Annotated in this window: 30 protein-coding genes; all 30 read right to left on the reverse strand. The window is 66.0% G+C overall.

The window, feature by feature from the left end; translation table 11 throughout:
• Window positions 1-216, reverse strand: a complete 216-nt coding sequence (rpmD, locus tag CWT10_RS13070) for a 50S ribosomal protein L30 (RefSeq protein WP_103063264.1) — start codon at window positions 214-216, stop codon at window positions 1-3.
• Complete coding sequence (gene rpsE, locus CWT10_RS13075; protein ID WP_103063265.1) at window positions 216-923, reverse strand: 30S ribosomal protein S5; 708 nt, start codon at window positions 921-923, stop codon at window positions 216-218. The genes rpmD and rpsE overlap by 1 nt, the downstream gene beginning before the upstream one ends.
• Window positions 924-954: 31 nt before the next feature.
• A complete protein-coding gene (rplR, locus tag CWT10_RS13080; protein ID WP_128683482.1) occupies window positions 955-1,329 on the reverse strand; it encodes a 50S ribosomal protein L18 in 375 nt (124 codons plus the stop codon).
• Window positions 1,330-1,331: 2 nt separating this feature from the next.
• Entirely contained in the window at window positions 1,332-1,871 is a 540-nt protein-coding gene (gene rplF, locus CWT10_RS13085; RefSeq protein WP_103063267.1) for a 50S ribosomal protein L6, read from the reverse strand.
• A gap of 21 nt (window positions 1,872-1,892) precedes the next feature.
• Window positions 1,893-2,291 carry a 30S ribosomal protein S8 gene (gene rpsH, locus CWT10_RS13090; RefSeq protein ID WP_103063268.1) on the reverse strand — a complete coding sequence of 133 codons (399 nt, stop codon included), beginning with the start codon at window positions 2,289-2,291 and terminating at the stop codon, window positions 1,893-1,895.
• A 58-nt stretch (window positions 2,292-2,349) separates the two neighbouring features.
• The gene (locus CWT10_RS13095; protein ID WP_092532989.1) at window positions 2,350-2,535 is read right to left on the reverse strand and encodes a type Z 30S ribosomal protein S14; all 186 of its coding nucleotides are present in this window, start codon (window positions 2,533-2,535) and stop codon (window positions 2,350-2,352) included.
• Window position 2,536: 1 nt separating this feature from the next.
• Window positions 2,537-3,118 (reverse strand): 50S ribosomal protein L5, encoded by a 582-nt coding sequence (gene rplE, locus CWT10_RS13100; protein ID WP_103063269.1) that lies wholly within the window; start codon window positions 3,116-3,118, stop codon window positions 2,537-2,539.
• 2 nt (window positions 3,119-3,120) lie between these two features.
• Complete coding sequence (gene rplX, locus CWT10_RS13105) at window positions 3,121-3,465, reverse strand: 50S ribosomal protein L24 (RefSeq protein ID WP_103063270.1); 345 nt, start codon at window positions 3,463-3,465, stop codon at window positions 3,121-3,123.
• A gap of 3 nt (window positions 3,466-3,468) precedes the next feature.
• Entirely contained in the window at window positions 3,469-3,840 is a 372-nt protein-coding gene (gene rplN, locus CWT10_RS13110) for a 50S ribosomal protein L14 (protein WP_103063271.1), read from the reverse strand.
• Window positions 3,841-4,224: 384 nt separating this feature from the next.
• Window positions 4,225-4,539: a 30S ribosomal protein S17 gene (rpsQ, locus tag CWT10_RS13115; protein ID WP_416171712.1), complete on the reverse strand. Its 315-nt coding sequence runs from the start codon at window positions 4,537-4,539 to the stop codon at window positions 4,225-4,227.
• Window positions 4,536-4,781, reverse strand: coding sequence for a 50S ribosomal protein L29 (gene rpmC / locus CWT10_RS13120; protein ID WP_103063272.1), 246 nt, complete (start codon window positions 4,779-4,781; stop codon window positions 4,536-4,538). The genes rpsQ and rpmC overlap by 4 nt, the downstream gene beginning before the upstream one ends.
• Window positions 4,781-5,200 (reverse strand): 50S ribosomal protein L16, encoded by a 420-nt coding sequence (gene rplP, locus CWT10_RS13125; RefSeq protein ID WP_103063273.1) that lies wholly within the window; start codon window positions 5,198-5,200, stop codon window positions 4,781-4,783. Before rplP ends, rpmC begins: the two co-directional genes overlap by 1 nt.
• Before the next feature lie 3 nt (window positions 5,201-5,203).
• Window positions 5,204-6,004, reverse strand: a complete 801-nt coding sequence (rpsC, locus tag CWT10_RS13130; RefSeq protein ID WP_103063274.1) for a 30S ribosomal protein S3 — start codon at window positions 6,002-6,004, stop codon at window positions 5,204-5,206.
• Window positions 6,004-6,381 carry a 50S ribosomal protein L22 gene (rplV, locus tag CWT10_RS13135; protein WP_103063275.1) on the reverse strand — a complete coding sequence of 126 codons (378 nt, stop codon included), beginning with the start codon at window positions 6,379-6,381 and terminating at the stop codon, window positions 6,004-6,006. Before rplV ends, rpsC begins: the two co-directional genes overlap by 1 nt.
• A gap of 30 nt (window positions 6,382-6,411) precedes the next feature.
• Window positions 6,412-6,690, reverse strand: coding sequence for a 30S ribosomal protein S19 (gene rpsS, locus CWT10_RS13140; RefSeq protein WP_103063276.1), 279 nt, complete (start codon window positions 6,688-6,690; stop codon window positions 6,412-6,414).
• Window positions 6,691-6,702: 12 nt separating this feature from the next.
• The gene (rplB, locus tag CWT10_RS13145; RefSeq protein WP_103063277.1) at window positions 6,703-7,539 is read right to left on the reverse strand and encodes a 50S ribosomal protein L2; all 837 of its coding nucleotides are present in this window, start codon (window positions 7,537-7,539) and stop codon (window positions 6,703-6,705) included.
• A 21-nt stretch (window positions 7,540-7,560) separates the two neighbouring features.
• Window positions 7,561-7,866 (reverse strand): 50S ribosomal protein L23, encoded by a 306-nt coding sequence (rplW, locus tag CWT10_RS13150; RefSeq protein WP_103063278.1) that lies wholly within the window; start codon window positions 7,864-7,866, stop codon window positions 7,561-7,563.
• Complete coding sequence (gene rplD, locus CWT10_RS13155; protein WP_103063279.1) at window positions 7,863-8,510, reverse strand: 50S ribosomal protein L4; 648 nt, start codon at window positions 8,508-8,510, stop codon at window positions 7,863-7,865. Before rplD ends, rplW begins: the two co-directional genes overlap by 4 nt.
• A 4-nt stretch (window positions 8,511-8,514) precedes the next feature.
• Window positions 8,515-9,177, reverse strand: a complete 663-nt coding sequence (gene rplC, locus CWT10_RS13160; RefSeq protein ID WP_103063280.1) for a 50S ribosomal protein L3 — start codon at window positions 9,175-9,177, stop codon at window positions 8,515-8,517.
• An 11-nt stretch (window positions 9,178-9,188) separates the two neighbouring features.
• The gene (gene rpsJ, locus CWT10_RS13165) at window positions 9,189-9,497 is read right to left on the reverse strand and encodes a 30S ribosomal protein S10 (protein ID WP_003786051.1); all 309 of its coding nucleotides are present in this window, start codon (window positions 9,495-9,497) and stop codon (window positions 9,189-9,191) included.
• A gap of 302 nt (window positions 9,498-9,799) precedes the next feature.
• A complete protein-coding gene (locus CWT10_RS13170) occupies window positions 9,800-10,708 on the reverse strand; it encodes a class C sortase (RefSeq protein ID WP_233188171.1) in 909 nt (302 codons plus the stop codon).
• A 130-nt stretch (window positions 10,709-10,838) separates the two neighbouring features.
• Entirely contained in the window at window positions 10,839-12,419 is a 1,581-nt protein-coding gene (locus tag CWT10_RS13175) for a SpaH/EbpB family LPXTG-anchored major pilin (RefSeq protein ID WP_103063281.1), read from the reverse strand.
• A gap of 133 nt (window positions 12,420-12,552) precedes the next feature.
• Window positions 12,553-15,387, reverse strand: coding sequence for a CshA/CshB family fibrillar adhesin-related protein (locus CWT10_RS13180; protein WP_103063282.1), 2,835 nt, complete (start codon window positions 15,385-15,387; stop codon window positions 12,553-12,555).
• Window positions 15,388-15,663: 276 nt separating this feature from the next.
• Entirely contained in the window at window positions 15,664-16,854 is a 1,191-nt protein-coding gene (gene tuf / locus CWT10_RS13185; protein ID WP_128683484.1) for an elongation factor Tu, read from the reverse strand.
• 197 nt (window positions 16,855-17,051) lie between these two features.
• Window positions 17,052-19,187: an elongation factor G gene (gene fusA, locus CWT10_RS13190; RefSeq protein ID WP_103063284.1), complete on the reverse strand. Its 2,136-nt coding sequence runs from the start codon at window positions 19,185-19,187 to the stop codon at window positions 17,052-17,054.
• 76 nt (window positions 19,188-19,263) lie between these two features.
• The gene (gene rpsG / locus CWT10_RS13195) at window positions 19,264-19,734 is read right to left on the reverse strand and encodes a 30S ribosomal protein S7 (RefSeq protein ID WP_103063285.1); all 471 of its coding nucleotides are present in this window, start codon (window positions 19,732-19,734) and stop codon (window positions 19,264-19,266) included.
• Complete coding sequence (rpsL, locus tag CWT10_RS13200; RefSeq protein WP_103063286.1) at window positions 19,734-20,108, reverse strand: 30S ribosomal protein S12; 375 nt, start codon at window positions 20,106-20,108, stop codon at window positions 19,734-19,736. Before rpsL ends, rpsG begins: the two co-directional genes overlap by 1 nt.
• A 369-nt stretch (window positions 20,109-20,477) precedes the next feature.
• Complete coding sequence (gene tpx, locus CWT10_RS13205) at window positions 20,478-20,975, reverse strand: thiol peroxidase (RefSeq protein ID WP_103063287.1); 498 nt, start codon at window positions 20,973-20,975, stop codon at window positions 20,478-20,480.
• 24 nt (window positions 20,976-20,999) lie between these two features.
• Window positions 21,000-21,851 carry a hypothetical protein gene (locus CWT10_RS13210; protein ID WP_128683486.1) on the reverse strand — a complete coding sequence of 284 codons (852 nt, stop codon included), beginning with the start codon at window positions 21,849-21,851 and terminating at the stop codon, window positions 21,000-21,002.
• 219 nt (window positions 21,852-22,070) lie between these two features.
• Entirely contained in the window at window positions 22,071-24,545 is a 2,475-nt protein-coding gene (locus CWT10_RS13215) for a hypothetical protein (protein WP_128683488.1), read from the reverse strand.
• Window positions 24,546-24,729: the final 184 nt, after the last annotated feature.

Raw genomic sequence — 24,729 nt, forward strand, 5'->3', positions numbered from 1 at the left:
TCAGGCCTCCTCAACGGTGACGAGGTGCGCCACCTTGGCGATCATGCCGCGCACGGACGGGTTGTCCTCGCGGACCACGGACTGGCGGATCCGGCGCAGGCCAAGGGCCTTGAGGGTCTCGCGCTGGCGGCGGGTACCCCCGATCCCGGAGCGGACCTGGGTGACCTTGATCTGCCGGGCGTCGTGCTGTGTCTTTGCAGTTGCGGCGTCAGCCATCACGCACCCACTCCTTCAGCGGCCTTCTCGGCCTCCTTCTTCTCGGCCTCTGCGCGCTTGGCAGCCTCGCCCTCGGCCCGGGCGCGCAGCATCGACTGCGGCGCAATCTCCTCCAGGGGCAGACCACGGCGCACCGCGACCGACTCGGGCTGCTCGAGCTGCTTGAGCGCGGCGACCGTCGCGTGGACGATGTTGATCGCGTTCGAAGAGCCGAGCGACTTCGACAGGATGTCGTGCACGCCCGCGCACTCCAGGACGGCGCGAACCGGGCCACCGGCGATAACTCCGGTACCGGGTGAGGCCGGGCGCAGCAGCACAATGCCAGCGGCGTCCTCACCCTGAACCAGGTGCGGAATGGTGCGGCGGATCATCGGGACGTTGAAGAACTCCTTCTTCGCCGCCTCAACGGCCTTGGCGATAGCCGCGGGGACCTCCTTCGCCTTGCCGTAGCCGACGCCGACGGTGCCCTCTCCGTCACCAACCACGACCAGCGCCGTGAAGGTGAAGCGGCGGCCGCCCTTGACGACCTTGGACACGCGGTTGATGGTGACGACACGCTCGATGTACTTGTCGTCATTGCCACGGCCGGTGCCCCGGTCGCGGCGATCGTTGTTGCGGTCGCGACGCGCGCGGCCCTCGCCGCGCTCGCCCTCACGCCGGGCCGAGCCGTCAGACGACGCGGACCTGTCTCGCTGCGGTGCAGCCATCAGAAACTCCTTAACTCTCTCGTCGTCCGGCTCAGAAATCCAAGCCGCCCTCGCGGGCGCCCTCCGCTACGGCCGCCACGCGACCGTGATACTTGTATCCACCACGGTCGAACACGACCTTCTCAATACCCAGCGCCTTGGCGCGCTCGGCCACTAGCTCACCGACGCGGCGGGCCGCGCCGACCTTGTGGCCCTCAACGCCCTGAGCGGCGGCCTCGTGGGTGGAGGCCGAGCAGAGCGTATGTCCGATGGTGTCGTCGATGACCTGAGCCACCATGTGCCGGTTGGAGCGGCTGACAACCAGGCGGGGGCGCTCGGCAGTGCCGGACACGCGCTTGCGCACGCGCTGGTGGCGGATCTTGCGGGCAACGTTCTTGGTCTTGTCCCTCTTGATCGCATAAGCCATGGTCACTTACCAGCCTTTCCGACCTTGCGGCGCACGTTCTCGCCGGCGTAGCGCACACCCTTGCCCTTGTAGGGCTCCGGCGGGCGGATCTTGCGAATATTCGCGGCGACCTCGCCGACCTGCTCCTTGGAGATGCCCGAGACAATCACCTTGGAGGTGCCATCCACCTTCAACTCGATACCCTCGGGAGCGTCGACGACGACGGTGTGGGAGAAGCCGAGAGACAGCTCGATGCCGCTGCCCTTCTGGGCGGCGCGGTATCCGGTCCCGACGATCTCCAACTCCTTGGAATAGCCCTCAGTCACGCCGATCACCATGTTGTTGATCAGCGTGCGGGACAGGCCGTGCAGCGAGCGCGAGCGGCGCTCTTCATTCGGCCGGGTTACCAGGATGGAGCCGTCCTCCTGGCGGGCGACCGTCAACGGCTGGGCGATGGTGCGGCTCAGGGTGCCCTTGGGGCCCTTGACCGTCACATCATTGCCCTGAATGGTCACGTCCACTCCGGCGGGGACCGGAACGGGGAGACGTCCAATACGAGACATGTTTCTTCTCCGCTCCTTCTCTCACCAGACGTAGGCGAGCACTTCGCCGCCTACGCCCCGTGACTCGGCCTGGCGGTCCGTGAGCAGGCCGGAGGAGGTGGACAGGATCGCCACCCCCAGGCCGCCGAGGACCTTGGGCAGGTTGGTGGACTTCGCGTACACGCGCAGACCGGGCTTGGAGACGCGCTTGAGTCCCTGGATGGCACGCTGCCGGTTGGCACCGTACTTCAGGTTCAGGGTGAGCGTCTTGCCGACCTGGGCGTCGGTAACCTCGTAGCCGTCGATGTAGCCCTCGTTCTTCAGCATATTGGCGATATTCACCTTCAGCTTGCTGGAGGGCATGGAGACGGTCTCGTGGTATGCGTTGTTGGCATTGCGCAGACGGGTCAGCATGTCTGCGATCGGGTCTGTCATTGTCATGAGTGGGCCTGCGCCCTTCCTCGTCGCGGTTTCCTCTTCGGACCTGCGACGTAAGTTCTTACCAGCTGGACTTGCTCACGCCGGGGAGCTGGCCACTCAGGGCCATCTCACGCAGGCAGATGCGGCACAGGCCGAACTTGCGGTACACCGAGCGGGGCCGGCCGCAGCGCTGGCAGCGCGTATAGGCGCGGACGCCGAACTTCGGCTTGCGGTTCGCCTTCGCGATCAGAGAGGTCTTTGCCATGTCACTTCTCCTTGAAGGGGAAGCCGAGCTGCCGCAGCAGCGAGCGGGCCTCCTCATCGGTCTTGGCCGTGGTGACCACGGTGATGTCCATGCCGCGCACGCGGTCAATGGCGTCTGGGTCGATCTCGTGGAACACGGACTGCTCGGTGAGACCGAAGGTGTAGTTGCCGTTGCCGTCGAACTGCTTCGGGCTAAGCCCGCGGAAGTCGCGGATGCGCGGCAGGGCGATCGAGATGAGCCGGTCAAGGAACTCCCACATGCGGTCACCGCGCAGCGTGGCGTGGGCGCCGATCGGCTGTCCCGCGCGCAGCTTGAACTGGGCGATCGACTTGCGGGCACGAGTCACCTGCGGCTTCTGGCCGGTGATGGCTGCGAGGTCGCGGATGGCGCCCTCAATCAGCTTGGAATCGTGGGCGGCCTCGCCCACGCCCATGTTGACCACTACCTTGACCACGCGCCCGACCTGCATGACATTGGAGTGGTTGAACTCCTTCTGCAGGGCGGGACGCACCTGGTCGGCGTACTTGGTCTTCAGTCGGGGGGTGACGGCGGCAGCCGTGGTCTGAGCCGTGTTCTCGGTCATGGTCACAGATCCTCCCCGGACTTCTTGGCATAACGCACGCGCACCATGCGCTTGCGGCCATTGGGACGCACGCCCTCCTCGACCCTGAAGCCGACGCGGGTACGCTGCTTGGTCTTGGGGTCGATGGGCATCACGTTGGAGATGTGGATGGGGGCCTCGACGGTCTCGATGCCGCCGGCGCGGGCTCCCTGGGCGGTCTGGCGAGGACGCGTGTGCTTGGTGACGCGCTGCACGCCCTCGACCACAACCCGGTCCTCCTTCGGGATGACCCGAAGGACCCGGCCGGTCTTGCCCTTGTCCTTGCCGGCGATGACAATGACCTGATCGCCCTTCTTGACACGTGCCATGGGTCAGATCACCTCCGGGGCGAGTGAAACGATGCGCATGAACCTCTTCTCGCGAAGCTCACGGCCGACGGGGCCGAAGATGCGCGTGCCGCGCGGCTCACCGTCCTTATCCCTGATTAGGACGGCCGCGTTCTCATCGAAGCGGATGTACGAGCCGTCCGGGCGGCGACGTTCCTTGGCGGCGCGCACGACCACAGCCCTGACCACATCGCCCTTCTTGACGTTGCCGCCGGGGATGGCGTCCTTGACGGTGGCGACGATCTGGTCGCCGATGCCCGCATAGCGCCGACCCGAGCCGCCGAGCACGCGGATGCAAAGGATCTCCTTAGCACCGGTGTTGTCGGCGACCTTTAGTCGCGACTCCTGCTGGATCATTGAGTGTTCTCCTGTCGTCGAGCCGGTTCTCACCCCGCGCTTGGCGGGACGAGCCTGGCCGAACGTTCCTTCTTCCTGTGCGCAACACCCACCGACGGCGGGCCGACCCCGGTACGCGGGACCCGACAGACACAGGTGCACGGGCACGAGGTCTCTGTCGGGCGCACCTAGGGCGCGCGCAACTCCCCAACCCTAGTGCAATGCGGGTATTGACCGGTAGTCGAGCCGGAAGTCCGGGCCTGTGCCCTTGCTCACCGGCACCCGACGGCTAAGCGCAGACGGCTACGCCGCAGCCGACGGGAGAACCCGTGACTGCGGCGTAGCCGGAAGGTGAGTTGTGATGCGGCCGATCGGATCAGCCGGCCAACATGGCCCGAAGTGAGGTCACTTGGCCTTCTCGATGATCTCCACCAGTCGCCAGCGCTTGGTTGCGCTGAGCGGGCGGGTCTCCATGATCAGCACCAGGTCGCCGGGGTGGGCGTCATTGTGCTCGTCATGCACCTTGTACTTCTTGGAGCGACGCAGGACCTTGCCGTACAGGGAATGCTTGTAGCGCTCCTCGACCTCGACGACGATCGTCTTCTGCATCTTGTCCGACACGACGTAGCCGCGGCGCACCTTCCGGTGGTTGCGCTCGGGAGCGCCGGTGCCGGACTGCTCGTTCTGGCCGGTCTCGTTGTGGGTGGTCTGCTCGCTCACTTGGCCTCCTCGGTGCTCGGAGCAGTGCGGATGCCGAGCTCGCGCTCGCGCACGATGGTGTAGATGCGGGCGATGTCCCGGCGCACGGCCTTCATGCGGCCGTGGTCCTCCAGCTGCCCGGTCGCGGAGGCGAAGCGAAGATTGAACAGCTCCGCCTTGGCCTTGGAGAGCTCCTCTGCGAGTCGCTCGTTGTCCATGGCATCGAGGTCGGCTGGAGTCAGTCCCTTGGAGCCGATAGCCATCAGATGTCACCACCCTCACGAGTCACGAAACGAGTTTTCATAGGCAGTTTCGCCTGGGCGCGGCGCATGGCCTCCCGGGCCAATTCCACGTCCACCCCGCCCAGCTCGAACATGACGCGTCCGGGCTTGACATTGGCGATCCACCACTCCGGGGCGCCCTTACCGGAACCCATGCGGGTCTCGGCGGGCTTCTTGGTCAGCGGGCGGTCCGGGAAGATGTTGATCCACACCTTGCCGCCACGCTTAATGTGGCGGGTCATGGCGATACGGGCCGCCTCAATCTGCCGGTTGGTGACGTAAGCGGGCTCGAGGGCCTGGATGCCGTAGTCACCGAAGGCGATCTGGTTTCCGCCCTTGGACATGCCCGAACGGTGCGGGCGGTGCTGCTTGCGGTACTTGGTACGGCGGGGGATGAGCACGGCTCAGGCCTCCGTTCCCTGATCGGGGGCAGCGTTGTCGGTGGCCGGCGCCTGCTCGGCCTGCTGCTCGCTTTGGCGCGGGGCACGCTCACCACGGCGTCCACGGCGCTCGCCACGGCCCCGGCCACGCTGGGTGGACTCAGCCTGCTGACGGGCGAACTCGCGCTCGGTGATGTCGCCCTTGTAGATCCACACCTTCACGCCGATGCGCCCGAAGGTGGTCTTGGCCTCGTAGAAGCCGTAGTCGATGTTGGCCCGCAGGGTGTGCAGCGGCACGCGGCCCTCGCGGTAGAACTCGCTGCGGCTCATCTCCGCCCCGCCCAGGCGGCCCGAGCACTGCACGCGCACACCCTTGGCGCCGGCGCGCATGGCGGACTGCAGTCCGCGTCGCATGGCGCGACGGAAGGACACGCGGCTGGCCAGCTGCTCCGCGATGCCCTGAGCAACCAGCTGGGCGTCCAGGTCCGGGTTGCGGACCTCAAGGATGTTCAGCTGCACCTGCTTGCCGGTCAGCTTCTCCAGCTGGCCGCGCAGCCGCTCGGCCTCCACGCCGCGTCGCCCGATGACGATGCCGGGGCGGGCCGTGTGCAGGTCGATGCGGACCCGGTCCCGGGTGCGCTCAATATCGACCTTGGAGATGCCGGCACGTTCCATGCCGTTCTCCATCAGGCGGCGGATCTTCACGTCCTCGTCCACGAAGTCGCGGTAACGCTGACCGGGCTTGGTGGAGTCGGCGAACCAGCGCGAACGGTGGTCCGTGGTGATGCCCAGGCGGAACCCGGTCGGATTGACCTTCTGCCCCATTACCGGGCTCCTTCCTGCTTGGGGGCGTCGGCGCGATCGCCGACGACGACGGTGATGTGACTGGTGCGCTTGAGGATGCGGGCCGCACGTCCCTGGGCGCGCGGACGGAACCGCTTGAGGGTCGGGCCCTCGTCGGCGTACACCTCGGTGATGAACAGGTCGTTCTCGTCGAAGCGCTCACCGTCGCGCTCGGCCTGGTACCGGGCGTTGGCGATGGCGGACTCGATGACCTTGCGGACGGGCACCGCAGCGGCCTGCGGTGCGAAACGCAGCACGCCCACAGCGTCGACGGCGCGCTTGCCGCGGACCACGTCCACGACCCGGCGTGCCTTCATCGGCGTGCAGCGCACGTATTTGGCCTGCGCCTTGGCTTCCATGTTCTTGCCTCTCAAACTCTACGGCGCCCGTCAGCGACGCGCCTTACGGTCGTCCTTGACGTGCCCACGGAAGGTGCGGGTGGGCGCGAACTCACCGAGCTTGTGACCCACCATGGACTCGGTGACGAACACCGGGACGTGCTTGCGGCCGTCATGGACGGCGAAGGTGTGCCCGATGAAGTCCGGCGTGATGACCGAACGACGGGACCAGGTCTTGATGACGTTCTTGGTGCCCTTCTCATTTTGGACGTCCACCTTCTTCTGCAGGTGTTCGTCGACGAAGGGGCCCTTCTTCAGGCTTCGCGACATGACTGGCTCCTATCAGCGCTTCTTGCCGGTCCGGCGACGGCGCACGATAAGCCGGTCACTGGACTTGTTGGGACGACGGGTACGGCCCTCAGGCTTGCCCCAGGGCGATACGGGGTGGCGGCCACCGGAGGTACGGCCCTCACCACCACCGTGGGGGTGGTCCACCGGGTTCATGACCACACCGCGTACGGTCGGGCGCACGCCCTTCCACCGCATACGGCCGGCCTTACCCCAGTTGATATTGGACTGCTCGGCGTTGCCGACCTCGCCTACGGTCGCCCGGCAGGCGGCCTCGACGTTACGGATCTCGCCAGAGGGCATGCGCAGCTGCGCGTACTTGCCCTCCTTGGCAACCAGCTGCACCGAGGTGCCGGCGCTGCGGGCGATCTTGGCGCCGCCGCCGGGCCGCAGCTCGACCGCGTGAACCACGGTGCCGGTGGGAATGTTGCGCAGTTCCAGGCAGTTGCCGGGCTTGATGTCGGCCTCGGGCCCGGCCTCGATCCGGTCCCCCTGACGCAGTCCCTCGGGTGCCAGAATGTAGCGCTTCTCCCCGTCGGCGTAGTGCAGCAGGGCGATGCGGGCGGTGCGGTTGGGGTCGTACTCGATATGCGCGACCTTCGCGGGCACGCCGTCCTTGTCATGCCGCCGGAAGTCGATCAGCCGGTAGGCGCGCTTGTGCCCGCCGCCCTTGTGGCGGGTGGTGATACGACCGGAGGAGTTACGACCACCGGTCTTGCTCAGTGGCCGAACCAGCGACTTCTCGGGACGGTTGCGCGTCAGCTCACTGAAGTCGGAGACGGAGGAGCCGCGGCGACCGGGCGTGGTCGGCTTGTACTTACGGATTGCCATCTAGATCTTCTACCTTCCGTGTCAGTCCGTCACGTCGCCGAAGATGTCGATGGTGCCCTCACGCAGTGTCACGATCGCGCGCTTGGTGTCCTTCGACTTGCCGATGCCCGTGCGGGTGCGGCGGGTCTTGCCGCGGCGGTTGAGGGTATTGACCGAGGCGACCTTGACATCGAAGATGGATTCGATAGCGATCTTGATCTCGGTCTTGTTGGCGTCCGGGGCCACCAGGAAGGTGTACTGCCCGCGATCCATGCAGGTGTACGACTTCTCGGAGACGACCGGCGCGATGATGACGTCGCGGGGATTCTTGGTCTTGACGAAACTCACTTGGACTCCTCCTCACCCTTGCCGAGGAAGGCGTCCAGGGCGGCGGCGGTGAAGACGACGTCGTCGGAGTTGAGGACGTCGTAGGTGTTCAGCTGATCGGCCCGGAGCACATGCGCCTCGGGCGCATTGCGCAGACTCAGGCGAGTGAGATCGTCAGAGCCGGTGGCGACCACCAGGGACTTGGGGCGGTCCGTGAGGTTACGCAGGGCGGCCAGAGCCGACTTGGTGGACGGCCGCTCAGAGGTGACGAACTCGGTGATGACGTGGATGCGGCCGTTGCGGGCACGGTCGGACAGCGCCGAGCGCAGGGCAGCGGCCTTCATCTTCTTGGGGGTCCGCTGGGAGTAGTCGCGCGGCTGCGGGCCGTGAACGGTGCCACCGCCGGTGAACTGGGGGGCGCGGATCGAGCCCTGGCGGGCACGGCCGGTGCCCTTTTGCCGGTAGGGCTTGCGGCCACCGCCGCGAACCATGCCGCGGGTCTTGGTGGCGTGAGTGCCCTGGCGGGCCGCGGCCAGCTGGGCGACGACGACCTGGTGCATCAGAGGGATGTTGAGCTCGACGTCGAAAATCTCGCCGGGCAGCTGCGCGGTGCCGGTTTTGGCGCCCGTGGAGTCGACGATGTCGACGGTGATGGTATCTGCCATGGTGTCAGGCTCCCTTCGCGGCGGTGCGGATGACGACCACCGAGCCCTTGGGGCCGGGGATGGCACCGCCCATGAGCAGCACGCCCTTGTCGGTGTCGACGCCGCGGACCTTGAGGTTCTGGACGGTCGTGGTGGCGTGCCCCATGCGTCCGGCCATACGCAGGCCCTTGAAGATGCGGCCCGGAGTGGCGCAGGCGCCGACGGAGCCGGGCTTGCGGTGGTTGCGGTGGGCACCGTGGGAGGCGCCGACGCCGGCGAAGCCGTGACGCTTCATGGTGCCGGCGAAGCCCTTGCCCTTGGAGGTGCCGGTGACGTCCACGAGCTGGCCAACCTCGAAGGTGTCGGCGGTCAACTCCTGGCCCGGAGTGAATTCGCCGGCCAGTGAGGTGCGCACCTCGGCCACGTGCCGGCGCGGGGCCACCCCGGCCTTGGCGAAGTGACCAGCCAGAGGCTTGGTTACCTTGCGCTCGTCAATGTCGCCGAAGGCGAGTTGCACGGCCTCGTAACCGTCGTTCTCGATGGTGCGGATCTGGGTGACGACATTGGTGTCTACGCGCACAACCGTCACCGGACGCAGGGCACCGCTGTCGTCCCACACCTGGGTCATGCCGAGCTTGGTGCCGAGCAGCGCCTTCGTGGGCGCCGCGGACCGCTGATTGCTTGTCATGGCTTTCGTCCTCAGAGCTTGATCTCGATATTGACGTCGGCCGGCAGATCGAGCCGCATCAGCGAGTCGACGGCCTTGGGCGTCGGGTCGACGATGTCGATCAGCCGCTTGTGGGTGCGCATCTCGAAGTGCTCACGGCTGTCCTTGTACTTGTGGGGCGACCGGATGACGCAGAACACGTTCTTCTCGGTCGGCAACGGCACCGGGCCCACGACCGTCGCGCCCGCGCGGGTCACGACGTCGACGATCTTGCGCGCCGAGGAGTCGATGACCTCGTGGTCGTAGGACTTGAGCCGGATGCGGATCTTCTGTCCCGCCATGGCGCCTAACCTCTCTTGCTTTCGGTGACTGGTCCACGCGCTCGGGCGTGTCGCTTGGCGACGCGCGCCTCGGCCCGGTCAAGGGCTGGTGAACCCGTCTGGACACACGGAATCCCGATGGTGATCGGGTCCGTCAGACTGGATTCCGGGGTGGGCCCCCGGTGCGGCCTGTGCGGGCTGGGTGCCCGCCGGCTGGCCTACGTTATCAGCGCCCGGCCCGCATGTGAAAGCCGAGTTGCCCCAATGGGCCTGTGACACCGCGCACGGGTCCACGCGCTCGGGCGTGTCCCGCAGGGCTCGGCTCATCGTCGTGTCGTGACCGCGCGCGGCTCTCGGGGCCTGCCCGATCGCCACAGATACACCCCATCGAGCATGACTCCGGCAGCCAGCGCCACGGCCCACCAGGGGAAGCGGGGCACATTGGGGCGCTGGCCGGCTGCCGCCTGCCGTGGGGGTGTTGGTATCCGTTCTCCGGTAACAAGAATGCGGTGAGTGTTCACACCCAGCGGGGTGCATGTCACCAGGGTCACCAGGTCCCGCCCGGGTTCGGCCCGTAGCTCCTCGGTTCGTTCCGGCTCAACCACCTTGGTCTGCGTGACGCGGTAGGTCAGAACCTGTCCGAATACCTCAATGGTGAGTACGTCTCCGACCGCAACTTTGTTGAGATTCGTGAACATGGTTGCGGTCGCCAGGCCGCGGTGTCCGGTGATAACCGCCCTGGTACCCGTTCCACCCACGGGCAGCGAGGTCCCTTCCAGATGCCCCAGGCCCTCCAGCAGGGTTTCCTCCGAGGTGCCGTGGTAGACCGGCAGGTCCAGGTCGATTGCGGCGATGCGCAATCGCGCCATCAGACCGTCACCGTTGGCGTCGAGAATGGAGTTGTAGTCGAGTTCGGCTCCGGAACCGCCCACGCCGACCGGCACATTTCCATTGGCCTCCAGCACGGCACCGGAGCTCAGGGCCGCGTTGTACTCGTGGGCCAGGGCGAGCTGGGTGGCGGCGTCGGGATGTGCATCGTCCACCGCCCGGGCATAGTCCTCAATCACCTTGGACTGGTTGTACTGCGACACCCAGCTCGCGGCGCTGGGGTAGGCGAATACCAGCATGCCCGCCAGAGCCAAAAGTGCCGAGACCAGCGCCGAGCGCGACAGGCGCCGACCTGCGGCATCACCGCCCCCGGCGGGGGCGCGCCGGGACCTGGATGGAATCAACGACCCCCTCCTGTCATGACGTCTACGAGTGCGCGCGGTGGCGGGCAGGACCCGGGTCCTGCCCGCCACCGCGCCCGGTTTCAGCGCATCGACCTTACCGGTGGAGCGGACAATGCCGCCGCCACTGGACTCAGTCCCGCGAGATGCGTCGCTTGGAACGGGTTGCGAAGGCCCTGCCTACCCCGACCAGCACGAAGGCTGCGCCGAGAAGCATCATCAGCAGCGCACCATTGGCGCCCGTGAGGGGCAGCTGCGGCACATTCTGTTTGGTGTTGGGAACCGACAGGTCGTAGTCGGCGCCGGCGGTGACTCCGGCCGTGATCGCCATCGGGGTCTCGGCGTTGGCCGGCAGCACATATCCGGCCGGGGCGGCAGTCTCGACCAGGACATAGCAGCGCCGGGTGTGCTCGGGCACAACCGAGTCATCCGTGGCCACGCCGGCCTTCTGATCCACGAACAGACCCGGGATATATACCAGCCCGTCCGCATCGGAGGTGAAGTCGGTGACGCCGTCGACCGCGATGGGCTCGCCGACCTTCACCGCGTTCTCGCATGAGGAGGCGTAGGGTTCCTCGGCGTTGTAGACCTGGAAGGTGGCGCCCTGCAGGGCCCTGCTGTTATCGGCGTCGACCTTGGCTACGCGTGCGTCACCCCAGGAGGTGACCACCTTGTTGGTGGGCGTGCCCGGCTCATCCGGAGGGGTTACAGGCGGCTCCTCCGGGGTATCGCCCGGCGTGGTGTCGACGTAGAGATATGCGGTGTTCTCGATTACGCCGGAAGCGGGCACACTCACGGCCCTGGCGGTGAACACTACTTCGATCTGTGCATTCGGCCGGGTCTTCAGGAAGGCCAGGCCGGCCGCGTTGAAGCCGACCGACACGGTCTGTCCGGAGGTGACCGTGTAATAGGAGGACTCAACGTCGTTGCCGTCGATCTTCACCGAAGTCACAGCGCCGTCGGCCAGATTGGAGTCCAGCGGGTCGCTGACCACGAAGTACTTGAATGAGTCGGTGGAGGCGATGGAGGGGATCTTCGCCGTGACCGGGAAGGAGATCTGGGCGCCGGTCCTCAGGCCGTTGGCGGTCACCGCAACGCCCTTGAAGGGCGCCTCGACGACCACGTTCTTCGGGTAGACGTTCACGTCGTACAGCCACTCGCCATCGGGGGCGGCGGTGTTGGCGGCGTTGTTCGGGAAGGGGATGGTCACCAGGAAGGGTGCCGCCTTGGTCTTGACCGTGGCGGGCGCGCTGGTTTCACACACCAGGTAGGCGGCCACATTCAAGCCGTCGATACTCGTCTCACCCGCATTGTCGGTAGGAGCGCTGGCCCTGCCGTCGGGGGCAACATCGTGCCCGGACAGACTCGGTGTGCGGTCATCCGCCCCACAGGCGTCGGCCGGGACCACAAGATCTGCCAATCCGTTCCATGCGGCCTGAGTGGTTAGGTCCAGGTCGGTGATCCGGTAAGCGGTGAACACGACGTCGGCCACCGGCACTCCACCGGTCAGGGCACTGCCGTCAGGAGTGCCCTGGGCGCCCTGGGAGCCGGCCTCACGCTTGTGGATCAGAATCGATCCGGTCGCGGAGGTATCAATGTTGGCCAGATCGGCCGCCTGAGCCGTGACCGCCGCACCAAGGCCGGTCACGGCCAGGGCGACCGCCCCGAGGGCGGTGGCGAAGCGGCGCAAATGGCCGCGAAGAGGATTTCGCATGAAGTTGAGTTTCCTTTCAGCATTAGGGCATTTATGGGGCGATACGAATCGCCGTCGCGATCGGCCCCTGTGAGACGAGGGTGGGCCGGGCCGGACCGGAGGCGCGAGCCCGGGCCGCCGTACGGCGGACTTGCTATTGACGGATCTCGCGGCGCCTCCTGAACCCTGCGACGCCAGCGGCGAGAACCGCCAGGACTCCCCCACCGATCAAAAAGGCATCCGCACCCACACCGCCGGTAAGCGGCAGGGAGGGCACATCGGTTTTCGAGTTCTCGAAGGGCGTGTCGAATACGTAGTCGAGTTCCTCAGCGGTGATCACGAACTCGTGAGAGCCGGAGTCCACCTTGTATCCGGCCGGGGCGGCGGCTTCTCTTAAGGTGTAGCTCACCTCGTTCCACACCAGGCCGGAGACCTTGAAGGATCCGGGAGTCGGATCCTGATCGCTGTAGGCGCCGGGCGCGCAGGGCTCGGTCGCGCAGTCGTCGACGACCGTGCCGTCCGGCACCTCCGGGCCGCTCAAGTGCCAGGTCGATCCCGCCAGGGGTCCACCGGTGTCGGCATCGGTCTTCATCCAAGTCACCGAGCCGGTCAGCCGCTCATTGACGACGCCGCCGTCGCGAACTCCATCCGCGTCCTCCAAGGTCCCCTCCAGGGCCGCGCCGGATATTGAGGTGAAGGAGAAGGAGCCGGTGACGGGCCGGTAGCCCGCGGGCGCGACCGCCTCCGCAATGGTGTACTCGCCCCAGTGCAGTCCGGTGAGTCTGAAGGAGCCGGCCTGCGGATCCTGGTCGGCGTAGGGGCCGGATTCGCAGGTGCCGATGCAGTCGGTGACGCGGGTGCCATCCGGCACGCCGGGCCCGCTCAAGGTCCACTGCGCCCCGCCGATGGCGGTGCCATCGGCTTCTAGCTTCCTCCACGTCAGGGAGCCGGGCATGGCGGTGTTGGTGATCGTGCAAGTCACCCGATCCTGATTCCTGATCGTCAGGGCCGCCCGACCGTCGGTGGACTGTCCGACAAAGGAGGAGTACGCCTCCGAATCGGTTCCCGCGGTCTCGGCGCATTCCCACTGACCCGCCCTGTACCCGGCTGAACGCGGATCATCCGAGCTCTCGTACAGGGTCACCGTCTCCTGCCCTACGGCCCGCGGCTGACCGGTGTTTGCTCGCCCGGACAGGCTGATTGTTCCGTTCGCGCCAACGGTCCACTGCTGCGCAGACCCTCCGGCCGCCGGTTCGGAGACGTAGTCATTGTCAACCGTCTTGCGGAGTTGCAGCGTAGGGACGCGAATGGAGACCTTGTAGTCCTCGACCTCCCCGGTGGCGGTCATGCCGGTGGGCTTCATGCCGTTGCCGCCGTTGTCGTTGGTGATGCGCACGCGCAGGTAGCTGTCGGGAGCCGATCCGGGTTCGCCATCGACGGCGCGGACCACATCGGCGGGAACCGTCCAATTCAGCGTCGCCTCGCCGCCGGTGCACGGCACCTCATCGCTCTTCTCGGTCTCATCGAATACGCCGTTGCCGTTCCAGTCCACCCATCCGGCCGCCTTGCCGGTTCCTTCACAGCTGACGGTCTCGCTGTGCTGTTGACCGGGGGCGGTCCGGATCCCGTCGGCGATGTCGAGTGAATCCTCGTCGTCGAAGATGCCGTTGTGATCGTCTCCCAGGGCGTCGGCGCTGAAGGGCTGGTAACCCTCGGCGTCGATGCGCTCTCCTAGACGCGGGGAGCTGCGATCCAGGTACATGGAAGCCTGAGGCAGGACCCCGAACACGTCTGTGGTCCGCGAGATCTCCCCACCCTCCCACTTGGGTTGAAACAGCGAGCCGGCATGGCCGTAGCTCTGCGGCGCATCACCGAAGTCGGTTCCTATGATCAAGCCCAGGGCGACGGCGGAGTATCCGGATCCCTGCATGGTGACCGTGGCCCTGGTGGCGCCCTCCATGAATATCACCGCGTCGGGCCCACCCAGACCATTGGGCTTGGCGTAGCTTCCACCGCTCTGGTAAACGCACTCCAGATCCGAGGGCATCAACCGCAGGGTATGCCCCGAATCATATATCTGGGCATCGGTAGTGACCTGCTTGCCGGTGTCCTTGGAGATGCACTCGGCCGAACGAAGAGTGTCCAGCACCCGCCAGGTGACGGCCTGATCGGTGCTTGCCTGCACCCACTCATCAGCCCACTCATCCTGCGCCCATTGCTTGATGCCGTAACGGCGCGAGGAGGCCTCGGCGTCGGCGAAGACCAGGCCCGCGACGGGCACGGGAATGGCTGTTCCGTCTGGGGCCCGCAACTCGGCTTCGCAGGAGTAGTCCACGCTGACGCGGGAGGAGTAGCCGGTCGGCTCGGTGCTGGCACCCGCGGTCCCCCATTTCTGACCGTCCCAGGTCAGATCGCCGTTATAGGCGTAGCCGTTGGCAAGGCCAATGACCATGCGGTTGTCGTTGACGTAGTCGTCGGGATAGGTCAACCCGTCATGCCACACCTCGCCACCATCGCTCCATCGCCCGGGGCCTCCCACATTGTAGAGATTGTCCAGTGCATCGCCCGCCCAGGCGCCCGGAACCGTTGCCACCAGCGGGCCATTGGCCTGCTGGTCGGTCACATCGGTGGCGTGTCCCAGATGCCGCAGGTTCGAAAGCTTGCAGGTGGTGACCAGCTCCCCGGCCTCGCCGAGGTCCCGCTTGTTGATGTACTCCCTGTCCTCGCCCTCATTCAGCACCGGGACATTGGGCCTGGAAATACCTTTGAACTGCTTATCATAGTCCCCCCACTGCAGCCACTGGATCGCCTCCACATAGCGCCCTGAGCCCCCGGTCGCAAACAGGGCCGGCAGCGCGTCATCCGCCGTATCCGCATATGCGGATACCAACGGGGGAAGGGCGCCGGGCAACAGCACGGCACATATTCCGGCCACAACGGCCGACATCGCCGCGCAGCGAAAGACACGGCGAATTTTATGCACGGTCATGACACTCCGGATTGGGAACGACGGAACGCAGATTCGAGGACGCTTGGAAGCGCCTTTCGAACACCTGAGAGAGTACGGCATTCTTTCCCCGGCTCTTGCACGGCGAGGACTCCTTAAGGCCTCGATTGACCTCCTATCAAGCACCGTCGAATAACATCATCGGAGTCTCACGAATTAAATGGGGCGTGAATACAGGGAGGTCCCCCTGCCACCTGACGGCGGCAGGGGGACCTCCCTGAAATGCGGCGCCCGGAGCGCCTCAACGCGGAGCGGTCGTCACTTGATGATCTTGGTGACGCGGCCGGAGCCGACGGTACGGCCACCCTCACGGATGGCGAAGCCGAGGCCCTCCTCCATGGCGATGGGCTGGATCAGCTCGACCGACATCTCGGTGGTGTCGCCGGGCATGACCATCTCGGTGCCCTCGGGGAGGGTGATGACGCCGGTGACGTCCGTGGTGCGGAAGTAGAACTGCGGACGGTAGTTGGAGTAGAAGGGGTTGTGGCGACCGCCCTCATCCTTGGTCAGGATGTAGACGTGACCCTCGAACTCGGTGTGGGGGGTGATGGAGCCGGGCTTGCAGACGACCTGTCCGCGCTCGACGTCCTCGCGGCGGGTTCCACGCAGCAGCAGACCGCAGTTCTCACCGGCCCAGGCCTCATCCATCTGCTTGTGGAACATCTCGATGCCGGTGACGGTGGTCTTCTGCGCCTCGCGGATACCCAGGATCTCAACCTCGGAGTTGATCGGCAGCTTGCCGCGCTCAACACGGCCGGTGACGACGGTGCCGCGACCGGTGATGGTGAAGACGTCCTCGATCGGCATGAGGAAGGGCTTGTCCATGTCACGCTCGGGGGTCGGGATGTACTCGTCGACCGCGTCCATGAGCTCCTTGATCTTGCCGGCCCACTCGGCGTCGCCCTCCAGGGCCTTCAGCGCGGAGACGCGGATGACCGGCGCCTCGTCGCCGTCGTAGTCCTGGGAGGACAGCAGCTCGCGGACCTCCATCTCCACCAGCTCGAGCAGCTCCTCATCCTCAACCATGTCGGACTTGTTCAGCGCGACCAGCAGGGCGGGAACACCGACCTGACGGGCGAGCAGCACGTGCTCGCGGGTCTGGGCCATGGGGCCGTCGGTGGCGGCGACCACCAGGATGGCGCCGTCCATCTGCGCGGCACCGGTGATCATGTTCTTGATGTAGTCGGCGTGACCGGGGGCGTCCACGTGCGCGTAGTGACGGTTCTCGGTCTCGTACTCGACGTGCGCGATGTTGATGGTGATACCGCGCTGGCGCTCCTCGGGAGCCTTGTCGATCTCGTCGAAGGGGGTGAAGGGGTTGAGGTCCGGGTACTCGTCGTGCAGGACCTTGGAGATCGCGGCGGTCAGCGTCGTCTTGCCGTGGTCGACGTGACCGATCGTTCCGATGTTGACGTGCGGCTTGGTCCGCTCGAACTTGGCCTTGGCCACTGGTGTCCTCCTGGGACTCGGGTAGTTCTCTTCGTCGGGAGTCGACTAACACATGTTAGCCGCACCGGCTGCGAGAGTGTCTACGGTGAATTGTTGGAAATCTTACTTGTACGGGTCGCCCCGGGCGCAATTCCGGGGCATCCGGGGCGGGTGAAACGGCTCTCGCCGCTCCCCCGCCCCCGGACGTTGGCTGCGGGTTACTCGCCCCTGGCCTTGGCGATGACCTCGTCGGCGACGTTCTTGGGAACCTCGGCGTAGGAGTCGAACTCCATGGAGTACACGGCACGCCCCTGCGTCTTGGAGCGCAGGTCGCCGACGTATCCGAACATCTCCGAAAGCGGGACATTGGCCTTAATGACCTTCACGCCCTGCGCGTCCTCCATGGACTGGACCATGCCGCGCCGGGAGTTCAGATCGCCGATCACGTCGCCCATGTACTCCTCGGGGGTGCGCACCTCCACGGCCATGACCGGCTCGAGCAGAACCGGCTTGGCGCGCTTGGCGCCCTCCTTAAATGCCATGGAGCCGGCAATCTTGAAGGCCATCTCGGAGGAGTCGACCTCGTGGTAGCTGCCGTCGACCAGGGTGGCCTTGACGTCCACCATGGGGTAGCCGGCCAGCACGCCGGTGGTCATGGCCTCCTGCACGCCGGCGTCCACGCTGGGAATGAACTCGCGCGGCACGCGACCGCCGGTGACGGCATTGGCGAACTCGTAGTGCTTGTTCGCCTCCTCCTCATCGGCGTTGTCATTCACAAGCGGCTCGAAGGTCATGAGCACCTTCGCGAACTGACCGGAGCCACCGGTCTGCTTCTTGTGGGTGTATTCGACCTTGTCGACCTTCTTGCGGATGGTCTCGCGGTAGGCGACCATCGGGTTGCCGACATTCGCCTCCACCTTGAATTCCCGGCGCATACGGTCAACGAACACGTCCAGGTGCAGCTCGCCCATACCGCCGATGACGGTCTGGCCGGTCTCCTCGTCGAGTTCAACCGTGAAGGTCGGGTCCTCCTCGGAGAGCTTCTGGATGGCCACCCCGAGCTTCTCCTGGTCGCCCTTGGTCTTGGGCTCAATGGCCACGTGGATGACCGGGTCCGGGAAGGTCATGGACTCCAGGATGACCGGGTCGCCCTGGGCACACAGGGTGTCACCGGTGGTGACGTCCTTCAGGCCGATGAAGGCGTAGATGTGGCCGGCGTGGGCCTCCTCCACCGGGTTCTCCTTGTTGGAGTGCATCTGGAAGAGCTTGCCGACACGCTCCTTACGACCCTTGGTGGCATTGAGGACCGTGTCGCCCTGCGAGACCTTGCCGGAGTAGACGCGCACGTACACCAGCTTGCCGTAGAAGGGGTGCGTGGCGACCTTGAAGGCCAGCGCAGAGAAGGGCTCGTTCTCATCCGACTTGCGGGTCAGGACCTTGGACTCGTCGCCCGGGGCATGACCTTCGACAGCCGGCACGTCCAGCGGCGAGGGCAGGTAGTCGAGCACGCCGTCGAGCACGGGCTGGATGCCCTTGTTCTTGAAGGCGGATCCGGCGAAGACCGGGAAGGCCTGGCCGGCGATGGTGAGCTTGCGGATGCCGCGCTTGATCTCGGCGACCGTGAGCTCCTCCCCCTCCAAGTACTTCTCCATGAGCTCGTCGTCGGCCTCGGCAACCGTTTCGACAAGTTCGCCTCGCAGCGCCTCGGCGCGAGAGACCAGCTCGGCCGGAATCTCCTCGTACTCCACCACCGAGCCGCGAGTGTCCTTGCCGTCGGCGTCCTTCTCCGGGAAGCGGATGGCCCGCATCTCGATAACGTCGACGACGCCGGAGAACTCGTTCTCGGCACCGATGGGGAAGTTCACGACGATCGGAGTGGCGTGGAGCCGGTCACGGATCGTCTGCACGGAGAAGTCGAAATCCGCACCCAGCTTGTCCATCTTGTTGATGTAGCAGATGCGGGGCACGTTGTACTTGTCCGCCTGGCGCCACACCGTTTCGGACTGGGGCTCAACGCCCTCTTTGCCGTCGAAGACGGCGACCGCGCCGTCGAGCACGCGCAGTGAGCGCTCGACCTCGACCGTGAAGTCAACGTGGCCGGGGGTGTCGATGATGTTGATCTGGTTGTCTTTCCAGAAGCAGGTGGTGGCCGCGGAGGTGATGGTAATGCCGCGCTCCTGCTCCTGCTCCATCCAGTCCATCGTCGAGGCGCCATCGTGCGTCTCGCCGATCTTGTAGTTGATTCCCGTGTAGAACAGGATGCGCTCGGTCACGGTGGTCTTGCCGGCATCGATGTGAGCCATGATGCCGATGTTGCGGACCTTGGTGAGGTCAGTCAGCACGTCTAGTGCCACTAGTGATGTCCTTCGTTCGTATCGTGAGGGAGTTGGCGCCGCCCGGATCCGGTGGGCCCGGCCGACTTGCGGATGATTACCAGCGGTAGTGAGCGAAGGCCTTGTTGGACTCGGCCATTCGGTGCATGTCCTCGCGCCGCTTGACGGCGGCGCCAAGACCGTTGGAGGCATCCAGGATCTCGTTCATGAGGCGCTCGGTCATGGTGTTCTCGCGCCTTTGACGGGAGAAGTCCACGAGCCAGCGCAGGGCGAGGGTGGTGGCGCGGTTGGGACGAACCTCCACCGGGACCTGGTAGGTCGCACCGCCGACGCGGCGGGAGCGGACCTCCAGCGAGGGGCGGATGTTGTCCAGGGCGCGCTTGAGCACCGAGACCGGATCCTGTTCGGTCTTGGAGCGCACGCCTTCCAGGGCGCCGTAGACGATGCGCTCGGCCGTCGCCTTCTTACCGTCGAGCAGAACGCGGTTGACCAGCTGGGTGACGACGGGCGAGCCGTAGACGGGGTCTACAGCCAGCGGGCGCCGGGGAGCGGGACCCTTACGGGGCATTAGTTCTTCTCCTTCTTGGCGCCGTACTTGGAACGTGCCTGCTGGCGGCCCTTGACACCCTGGGTGTCGAGGGCGCCGCGCACGATGTGGTAGCGGACACCGGGAAGGTCCTTTACACGACCACCGCGCACGAGCACGATCGAGTGCTCCTGAAGGTTGTGGCCCTCGCCGGGGATGTAGGCCGTGACCTCGATGCCGGTCGACAGGCGCACACGGGCGACCTTACGAAGGGCGGAGTTCGGCTTCTTCGGGGTCGTGGTGTACACACGGGTGCATACGCCACGGCGCTGCGGACTGGACTTGAGCGCCGGCGTCTTGGACGCCGCGCGCTTGGTCGAGCGGCCCTTGCGGACCAACTGCTGAATCGTGGGCACTACTGATTCTCCATCTTGAAGTGCTTTCGGGCTGTCGTTGCCCACGTGCCGCCCCGCTCCCCCACAACGGCACACGCCACCACGGTGAGGGCCGGCCCGCCCGGCGTCGGCAGGGCCGACGGCGCAGCGTCCGGAGCCCCGTGGCGGGGCCCGTCGGTTCCCGCCGCGGCAGACCCGCGTCACCCATCGGCACGGGCGCCGACGGACTGGGAACGGAAATGGAGAACGGTGACCCGCGCGCGGGCACCGAAAAGCAAGCCTACCGGGCCGCGTGGCGCAGTACCAGGGTGCAGCGAGGTGGTCCCGGCCACGTACCACCCCACCGAGGTCGGTCGAAATAACCACCGAGGTCGGTCGAAGTGGCCGGGACTATGCGAGAGCCGCCACGGCGGCGTCGTAGTCGGGCTCCTGCCTGATCTCCGGTACCTGCTCGGCGTGCAGGACGGTGCCATCGACGTCGATCACCACCACAGCTCGCGACATGAGCCCAGCCATGGGGCCTTGTGCCAACGTGACGCCGTAGTCGTCACCGAAGCTTGAGCGGAAGGTGGAGCCGGTGATGACGTTATCCAAGCCCTCGGCACCGCAGAAGCGGGCGGCGGCGAAAGGCAGGTCGGCCGAGACACACACGACGGCGGTGTTGTCCAGATCGGCGACGAGCTGGTTGAACTGGCGTACGGAGGTGGCGCAAATACCGGTGTCGACCGACGGGAAGATATTCAGCACTACGCGGCGTCCCGCCAGCGCCGCCGAGGTGACCGGGGCCAGATCCGCGCCGGCCAGTTCGAAGTACGGCGCCTTGGAGCCGACGGCGGGCAGGTCACCAACCGTATTGATCGGATTGCCTTCAAGAGTGATGGTAGCCATGGGCCAATGGTGACATCTCCTGCGTCATCCCTCACCCTTGGCGGCGCGAAGAATGTCCAAAACACGGTCCTTTCCCGGCACGTTCACGCCCAGCGACTCGACCCGGTTGATGGCCGCGTCGATCTGTTCGACGTCGACCGCATCGGCGTATGCATAGGCCTGCGCGATGGTCTGGTCCTTCAAGGCAATCGCGCCGTAGTAGGCGCCTCCCACCGTGGCGGCTGTGGGCAGCACCAATGATGCCAACAGCAGCAGCACCGCAGCCTTCTTCGGACGGGCCCGGGCCACCGCCACGATCGCGACGATGAAGGCTATGAAGGCGAGCACTCCACCAATCCCAAATGCTGCGGCCGCCGTCGTATTGATCAGCGAATGCTCCCCCCGAATCAGGTTGAAGACATTGAGGGAGATCAGCACCGTGTACATGCCCCAACCGAGCAGCGCGGAGGCGAGCAGCACCATTACGGTTCCTAGGGGCGTGGCGGCGGTGCGGCGTCGTACCGGCGACGACGGCAGGCGCACGGGCATCGGCGGGGCTACCGGCTGTCCATACCCGGATTCGGGCAGGGGCTCGGGTCTGCTCGACGACGCCGCACGGCGGCCACCGTTGGCACTGACCGGCAGGGCGGCAGTGGGGGCCGGGCCCACATCGGCGGGGACGTATGAGGTTGGCAACGCCGCGGTGGGCGTGTCGTCCCCGAACTCCTCCTCCGGTCCCACCGCCCGGGTCGGCTGGGAGTCCTGCCACTCGGCCTCAGCTGTGACTGGATCTTGGCTTCCATCCCGGCTGTTGCGGCCAAATACGCTGACGCGCCTGGTCGCCCCGCCCTCCGAGTGCGAACCGATCGGATATTCGGGCTCTGACGGGGTGGACATGGCCTAGCCTCCTCATCGATACATGCGGACATTTACGCCTACACCATACCGAGACATCGCGCCCGGGTGCACGCGCCTGGACATGGCGCAGCCGCGTATCCGGCACCACCACTTACACCATCTCATCCCCGATCCTCAAGACCCCTGATTGATGCAAGTGGCCGGCCGAACTCCGGAATGGAGTTCGGCCGGCCACTTCAGGCAGGTGCGCCGGAGATGTCAAAAACCGTAGAACACCTGGGAGTCCTTCACGGTGATTGTCGGCTCACCACCGCCCTCGGGCCACTCGATCTTTCCTGAGAACGCGTAGTCGTTCGTCCTGTCCTCGGGATTCTTGTTCCAGTTGCTCGGGTTCTCGCGGAAGGTGAAGGTGATGGCACCGCTCTCAAACGAGTCACCCCTGACCCTCACCTCAGTGGCCGGGGCAGTCACTTTCAGAGAGTCCAATTTGGTTGACCGCAACGGGTAGGGGCACACGTCATCCATGTTTCCGGGCGGGGTGACACACTGTGTGGCCTGGGCGTTGACCGCCTCCAGCACCAGGTCCTCCAGTGTCTGGGTCGGCTCGCCGTTGACCTCCACCCCGCCGGTGAAGGAGGCGTCTACGGTCAATGAGTTCTGGTCCGGCTCAAGATAGTCGGACACGCCAGCGCCGACGCCCAACTCATAGATGCCGAAGTACACGTACTGGGTGGTCGACGCCCCGCCGTACTCGGAATCCTCCAGAGGCACCTCGGTGCCGCCGACGGTTATGGCATCAAGGGAGTCTGAGCGCAGCGTGACCTCCCGGACCAACGGGACATCGAGTTCCCAGGTATTCAGCAGACCGAACTCCTTACCGCCGGCCTTGACCGGGACTGAAATCGGGAAACGCTGGCCGTCCAGGGACAGCGTGGCGGTCACGGTCAGCCGCTCGCCTCCATCCATGCCCTCCCGTCCAGAGACAATATCCGCGCCATTCGGCGAGGTATTCTGCGCGTCCTGCGTCACCTCCACAACCTCGATACGGGAAGTCGCGGCCCCGAGCACCTCGTCCGTGAGCAGCAGACGTTGAGCATTGGGGACGCCGGGATCGACCATGGCGTTCGCCTCGGAGGCGCGACCATCTGCGATAAGGCTCAGATACGACTCAACCACCTGCTCCGGTCCGCGCCGGGAGTTGAGCACGTGCACGGCGACGGCGCCAATACCCACAACAACGAGGCATGCCAGCAGCACCCCGACGACCAGTTTCACCCGTCGTCGGGAGGCCTGACTCATAGGCTTCGGCTCGGGCAGCGGGGGCGCAGCGGCACCCGCAGAAGCCGCACTCGTGGGCACAGTCACCGGTGGAGCCGGCACGGTGGGCGCTGAGGGGGCGAAGTTCGACGTCGGAGCAGGAGCCGGACCCGCCTGAGTCGGTGCCGCTGTGGGCGCCGGCGCCGCAACGGGATCCTGCGAGATTACCGACGTCGGCGCAGCCGCATCGGGGGCGCCGTCGTAGCCTACCGGAGCAGAGCTCGAGGCCGGTGTCGGCGCCGCGGGAGCCGGCATTTGCGCCGCGGTTGCGTCGTAGTGGGGAAGACCTGTGATCCATTCATCGACTGCACGGCTTCCTGCGCACAGTCGCAGGAAGGAGTTGGCATTGGCGTAAAGCCACGTGGGCACGACTTCCGCCAGCACGGAGACGGCCAGCACGAATACGGTCAGGGTCAGGCTTGACCACCAGGCCGGACTGACATGTCCGGAGGTCTGCGGCCCGAGGAAATCCACCGAAGCCCGCGCCGGCGCCAGCACATGCAACACGATCAATCCGATCACGAACGCCATGGAGGGCAGCGGCCAGGCCCTACCCATATTTGCCGCTGCCAACCGAGGTCTGCGCACCCCGATGCGAGCTGCCGCCACAATCGCAAGCAGCGCCACCGCGGCGAACAGAAGAACCGACCAGAACCCCAACAAGTCCCATGCGAAAAACGTTTCTCGCAGGGGGATGTCCTGCGCTCCCAAACCGATCCCGCGACCTGCGTCGCCGGCGATCGCACCGAAGGTGCCCAGGGTCAGCGCGTAGAGGAGCAGATTTCCCGCAAGCACTGGGATCAGTGGAATCACCCCACTGACGTCGTTGGCGAGCGCGGCAAACGCGGCGCCAACGACGCCAACCGTCCCCAGCACAATGCCGCTCACCAGCGTCAGCGCACCGAACTCTCGCAGCACCTGCCGCGCGCCCACGGGCACGCGCACCATTAGCAACAAGCCGGCACGGGCCATGAAGAGAGCTCCGAAGACAATCACCCACACCGTCATTGCGATCCATCCCGCAGACGCCGTGACTGTCATCTCGCCCCGGCCTCCCGGGTTATATGTGGGCAGCCCGCAGAACAGGCAGGACACGATGGCAACCGCCGTCGCCTCCACCACGGCGCGCAAGGCCACCACCCCCAGGGGTCCTTGCGAGAAATCACTAGTCGCCCGACGCCGAGCCAGTACAAAGACGCCGACGGCGACTGCCACAATGGTGCCCAGCGGTAACAGCGTGAACGCCCCGTCGGCCGAGACGCCGAGCATGCTCGTGGCGCTGACGTTGATCCTGCCGCTGAGGCCGAACCCCATCAAAACGGGCAGCATATTGCCCGATGCCGGCAGCTCTCGGCCCCCCAGCGAACCGATTCCGGCCAGCATAAGCAAGGCCGAGAGAAGCGCTGCTCCGAGCACCACCGCAATTGTCAGTCCAAGGGTTGCCAGCGCCGCGCCGCTGGCCAATGGGGCCAACGCAGCGCCCAAGACGCCGGCTGAGGCCGGTTGGGCCGGCGGAGCCGGGTTAGGCGTAGGCGGCAAAGGCGGGGGCACGGCGGTGCCCGACGGTTGAGCACCTGCCGGCCCGGGCGCGGCGGCGTAG

It is taken from the genome of Actinomyces qiguomingii (genome assembly GCF_004102025.1).
GTDB lineage: Bacteria > Actinomycetota > Actinomycetes > Actinomycetales > Actinomycetaceae > Actinomyces > Actinomyces qiguomingii.

Excerpts from the sequence above, each read along its gene's own strand:
- rpmD (WP_103063264.1), bottom strand. The coding sequence starts at position 216 with ATGGCTGACGCCGCAACTGCAAAGACACAGCACGACGCCCGGCAGATC.
- rpsE (WP_103063265.1), bottom strand. The coding sequence starts at position 923 with ATGGCTGCACCGCAGCGAGACAGGTCCGCGTCGTCTGACGGCTCGGCC.
- rplR (WP_128683482.1), bottom strand. The coding sequence starts at position 1,329 with ATGGCTTATGCGATCAAGAGGGACAAGACCAAGAACGTTGCCCGCAAG.
- rplF (WP_103063267.1), bottom strand. The coding sequence starts at position 1,871 with ATGTCTCGTATTGGACGTCTCCCCGTTCCGGTCCCCGCCGGAGTGGAC.
- rpsH (WP_103063268.1), bottom strand. The coding sequence starts at position 2,291 with ATGACAATGACAGACCCGATCGCAGACATGCTGACCCGTCTGCGCAAT.
- CWT10_RS13095 (WP_092532989.1), bottom strand. The coding sequence starts at position 2,535 with ATGGCAAAGACCTCTCTGATCGCGAAGGCGAACCGCAAGCCGAAGTTC.
- rplE (WP_103063269.1), bottom strand. The coding sequence starts at position 3,118 with ATGACCGAGAACACGGCTCAGACCACGGCTGCCGCCGTCACCCCCCGA.
- rplX (WP_103063270.1), bottom strand. The coding sequence starts at position 3,465 with ATGGCACGTGTCAAGAAGGGCGATCAGGTCATTGTCATCGCCGGCAAG.
- rplN (WP_103063271.1), bottom strand. The coding sequence starts at position 3,840 with ATGATCCAGCAGGAGTCGCGACTAAAGGTCGCCGACAACACCGGTGCT.
- rpmC (WP_103063272.1), bottom strand. The coding sequence starts at position 4,781 with ATGGCTATCGGCTCCAAGGGACTGACTCCAGCCGACCTCGATGCCATG.
- rpsC (WP_103063274.1), bottom strand. The coding sequence starts at position 6,004 with ATGGGGCAGAAGGTCAATCCGACCGGGTTCCGCCTGGGCATCACCACG.
- rplV (WP_103063275.1), bottom strand. The coding sequence starts at position 6,381 with ATGGAAGCCAAGGCGCAGGCCAAATACGTGCGCTGCACGCCGATGAAG.
- rpsS (WP_103063276.1), bottom strand. The coding sequence starts at position 6,690 with ATGTCGCGAAGCCTGAAGAAGGGCCCCTTCGTCGACGAACACCTGCAG.
- rplB (WP_103063277.1), bottom strand. The coding sequence starts at position 7,539 with ATGGCAATCCGTAAGTACAAGCCGACCACGCCCGGTCGCCGCGGCTCC.
- rplD (WP_103063279.1), bottom strand. The coding sequence starts at position 8,510 with ATGGCAGATACCATCACCGTCGACATCGTCGACTCCACGGGCGCCAAA.
- rplC (WP_103063280.1), bottom strand. The coding sequence starts at position 9,177 with ATGACAAGCAATCAGCGGTCCGCGGCGCCCACGAAGGCGCTGCTCGGC.
- rpsJ (WP_003786051.1), bottom strand. The coding sequence starts at position 9,497 with ATGGCGGGACAGAAGATCCGCATCCGGCTCAAGTCCTACGACCACGAG.
- CWT10_RS13175 (WP_103063281.1), bottom strand. The coding sequence starts at position 12,419 with ATGCGAAATCCTCTTCGCGGCCATTTGCGCCGCTTCGCCACCGCCCTC.
- CWT10_RS13180 (WP_103063282.1), bottom strand. The coding sequence starts at position 15,387 with ATGACCGTGCATAAAATTCGCCGTGTCTTTCGCTGCGCGGCGATGTCG.
- rpsG (WP_103063285.1), bottom strand. The coding sequence starts at position 19,734 with ATGCCCCGTAAGGGTCCCGCTCCCCGGCGCCCGCTGGCTGTAGACCCC.
- tpx (WP_103063287.1), bottom strand. The coding sequence starts at position 20,975 with ATGGCTACCATCACTCTTGAAGGCAATCCGATCAATACGGTTGGTGAC.
- CWT10_RS13210 (WP_128683486.1), bottom strand. The coding sequence starts at position 21,851 with ATGTCCACCCCGTCAGAGCCCGAATATCCGATCGGTTCGCACTCGGAG.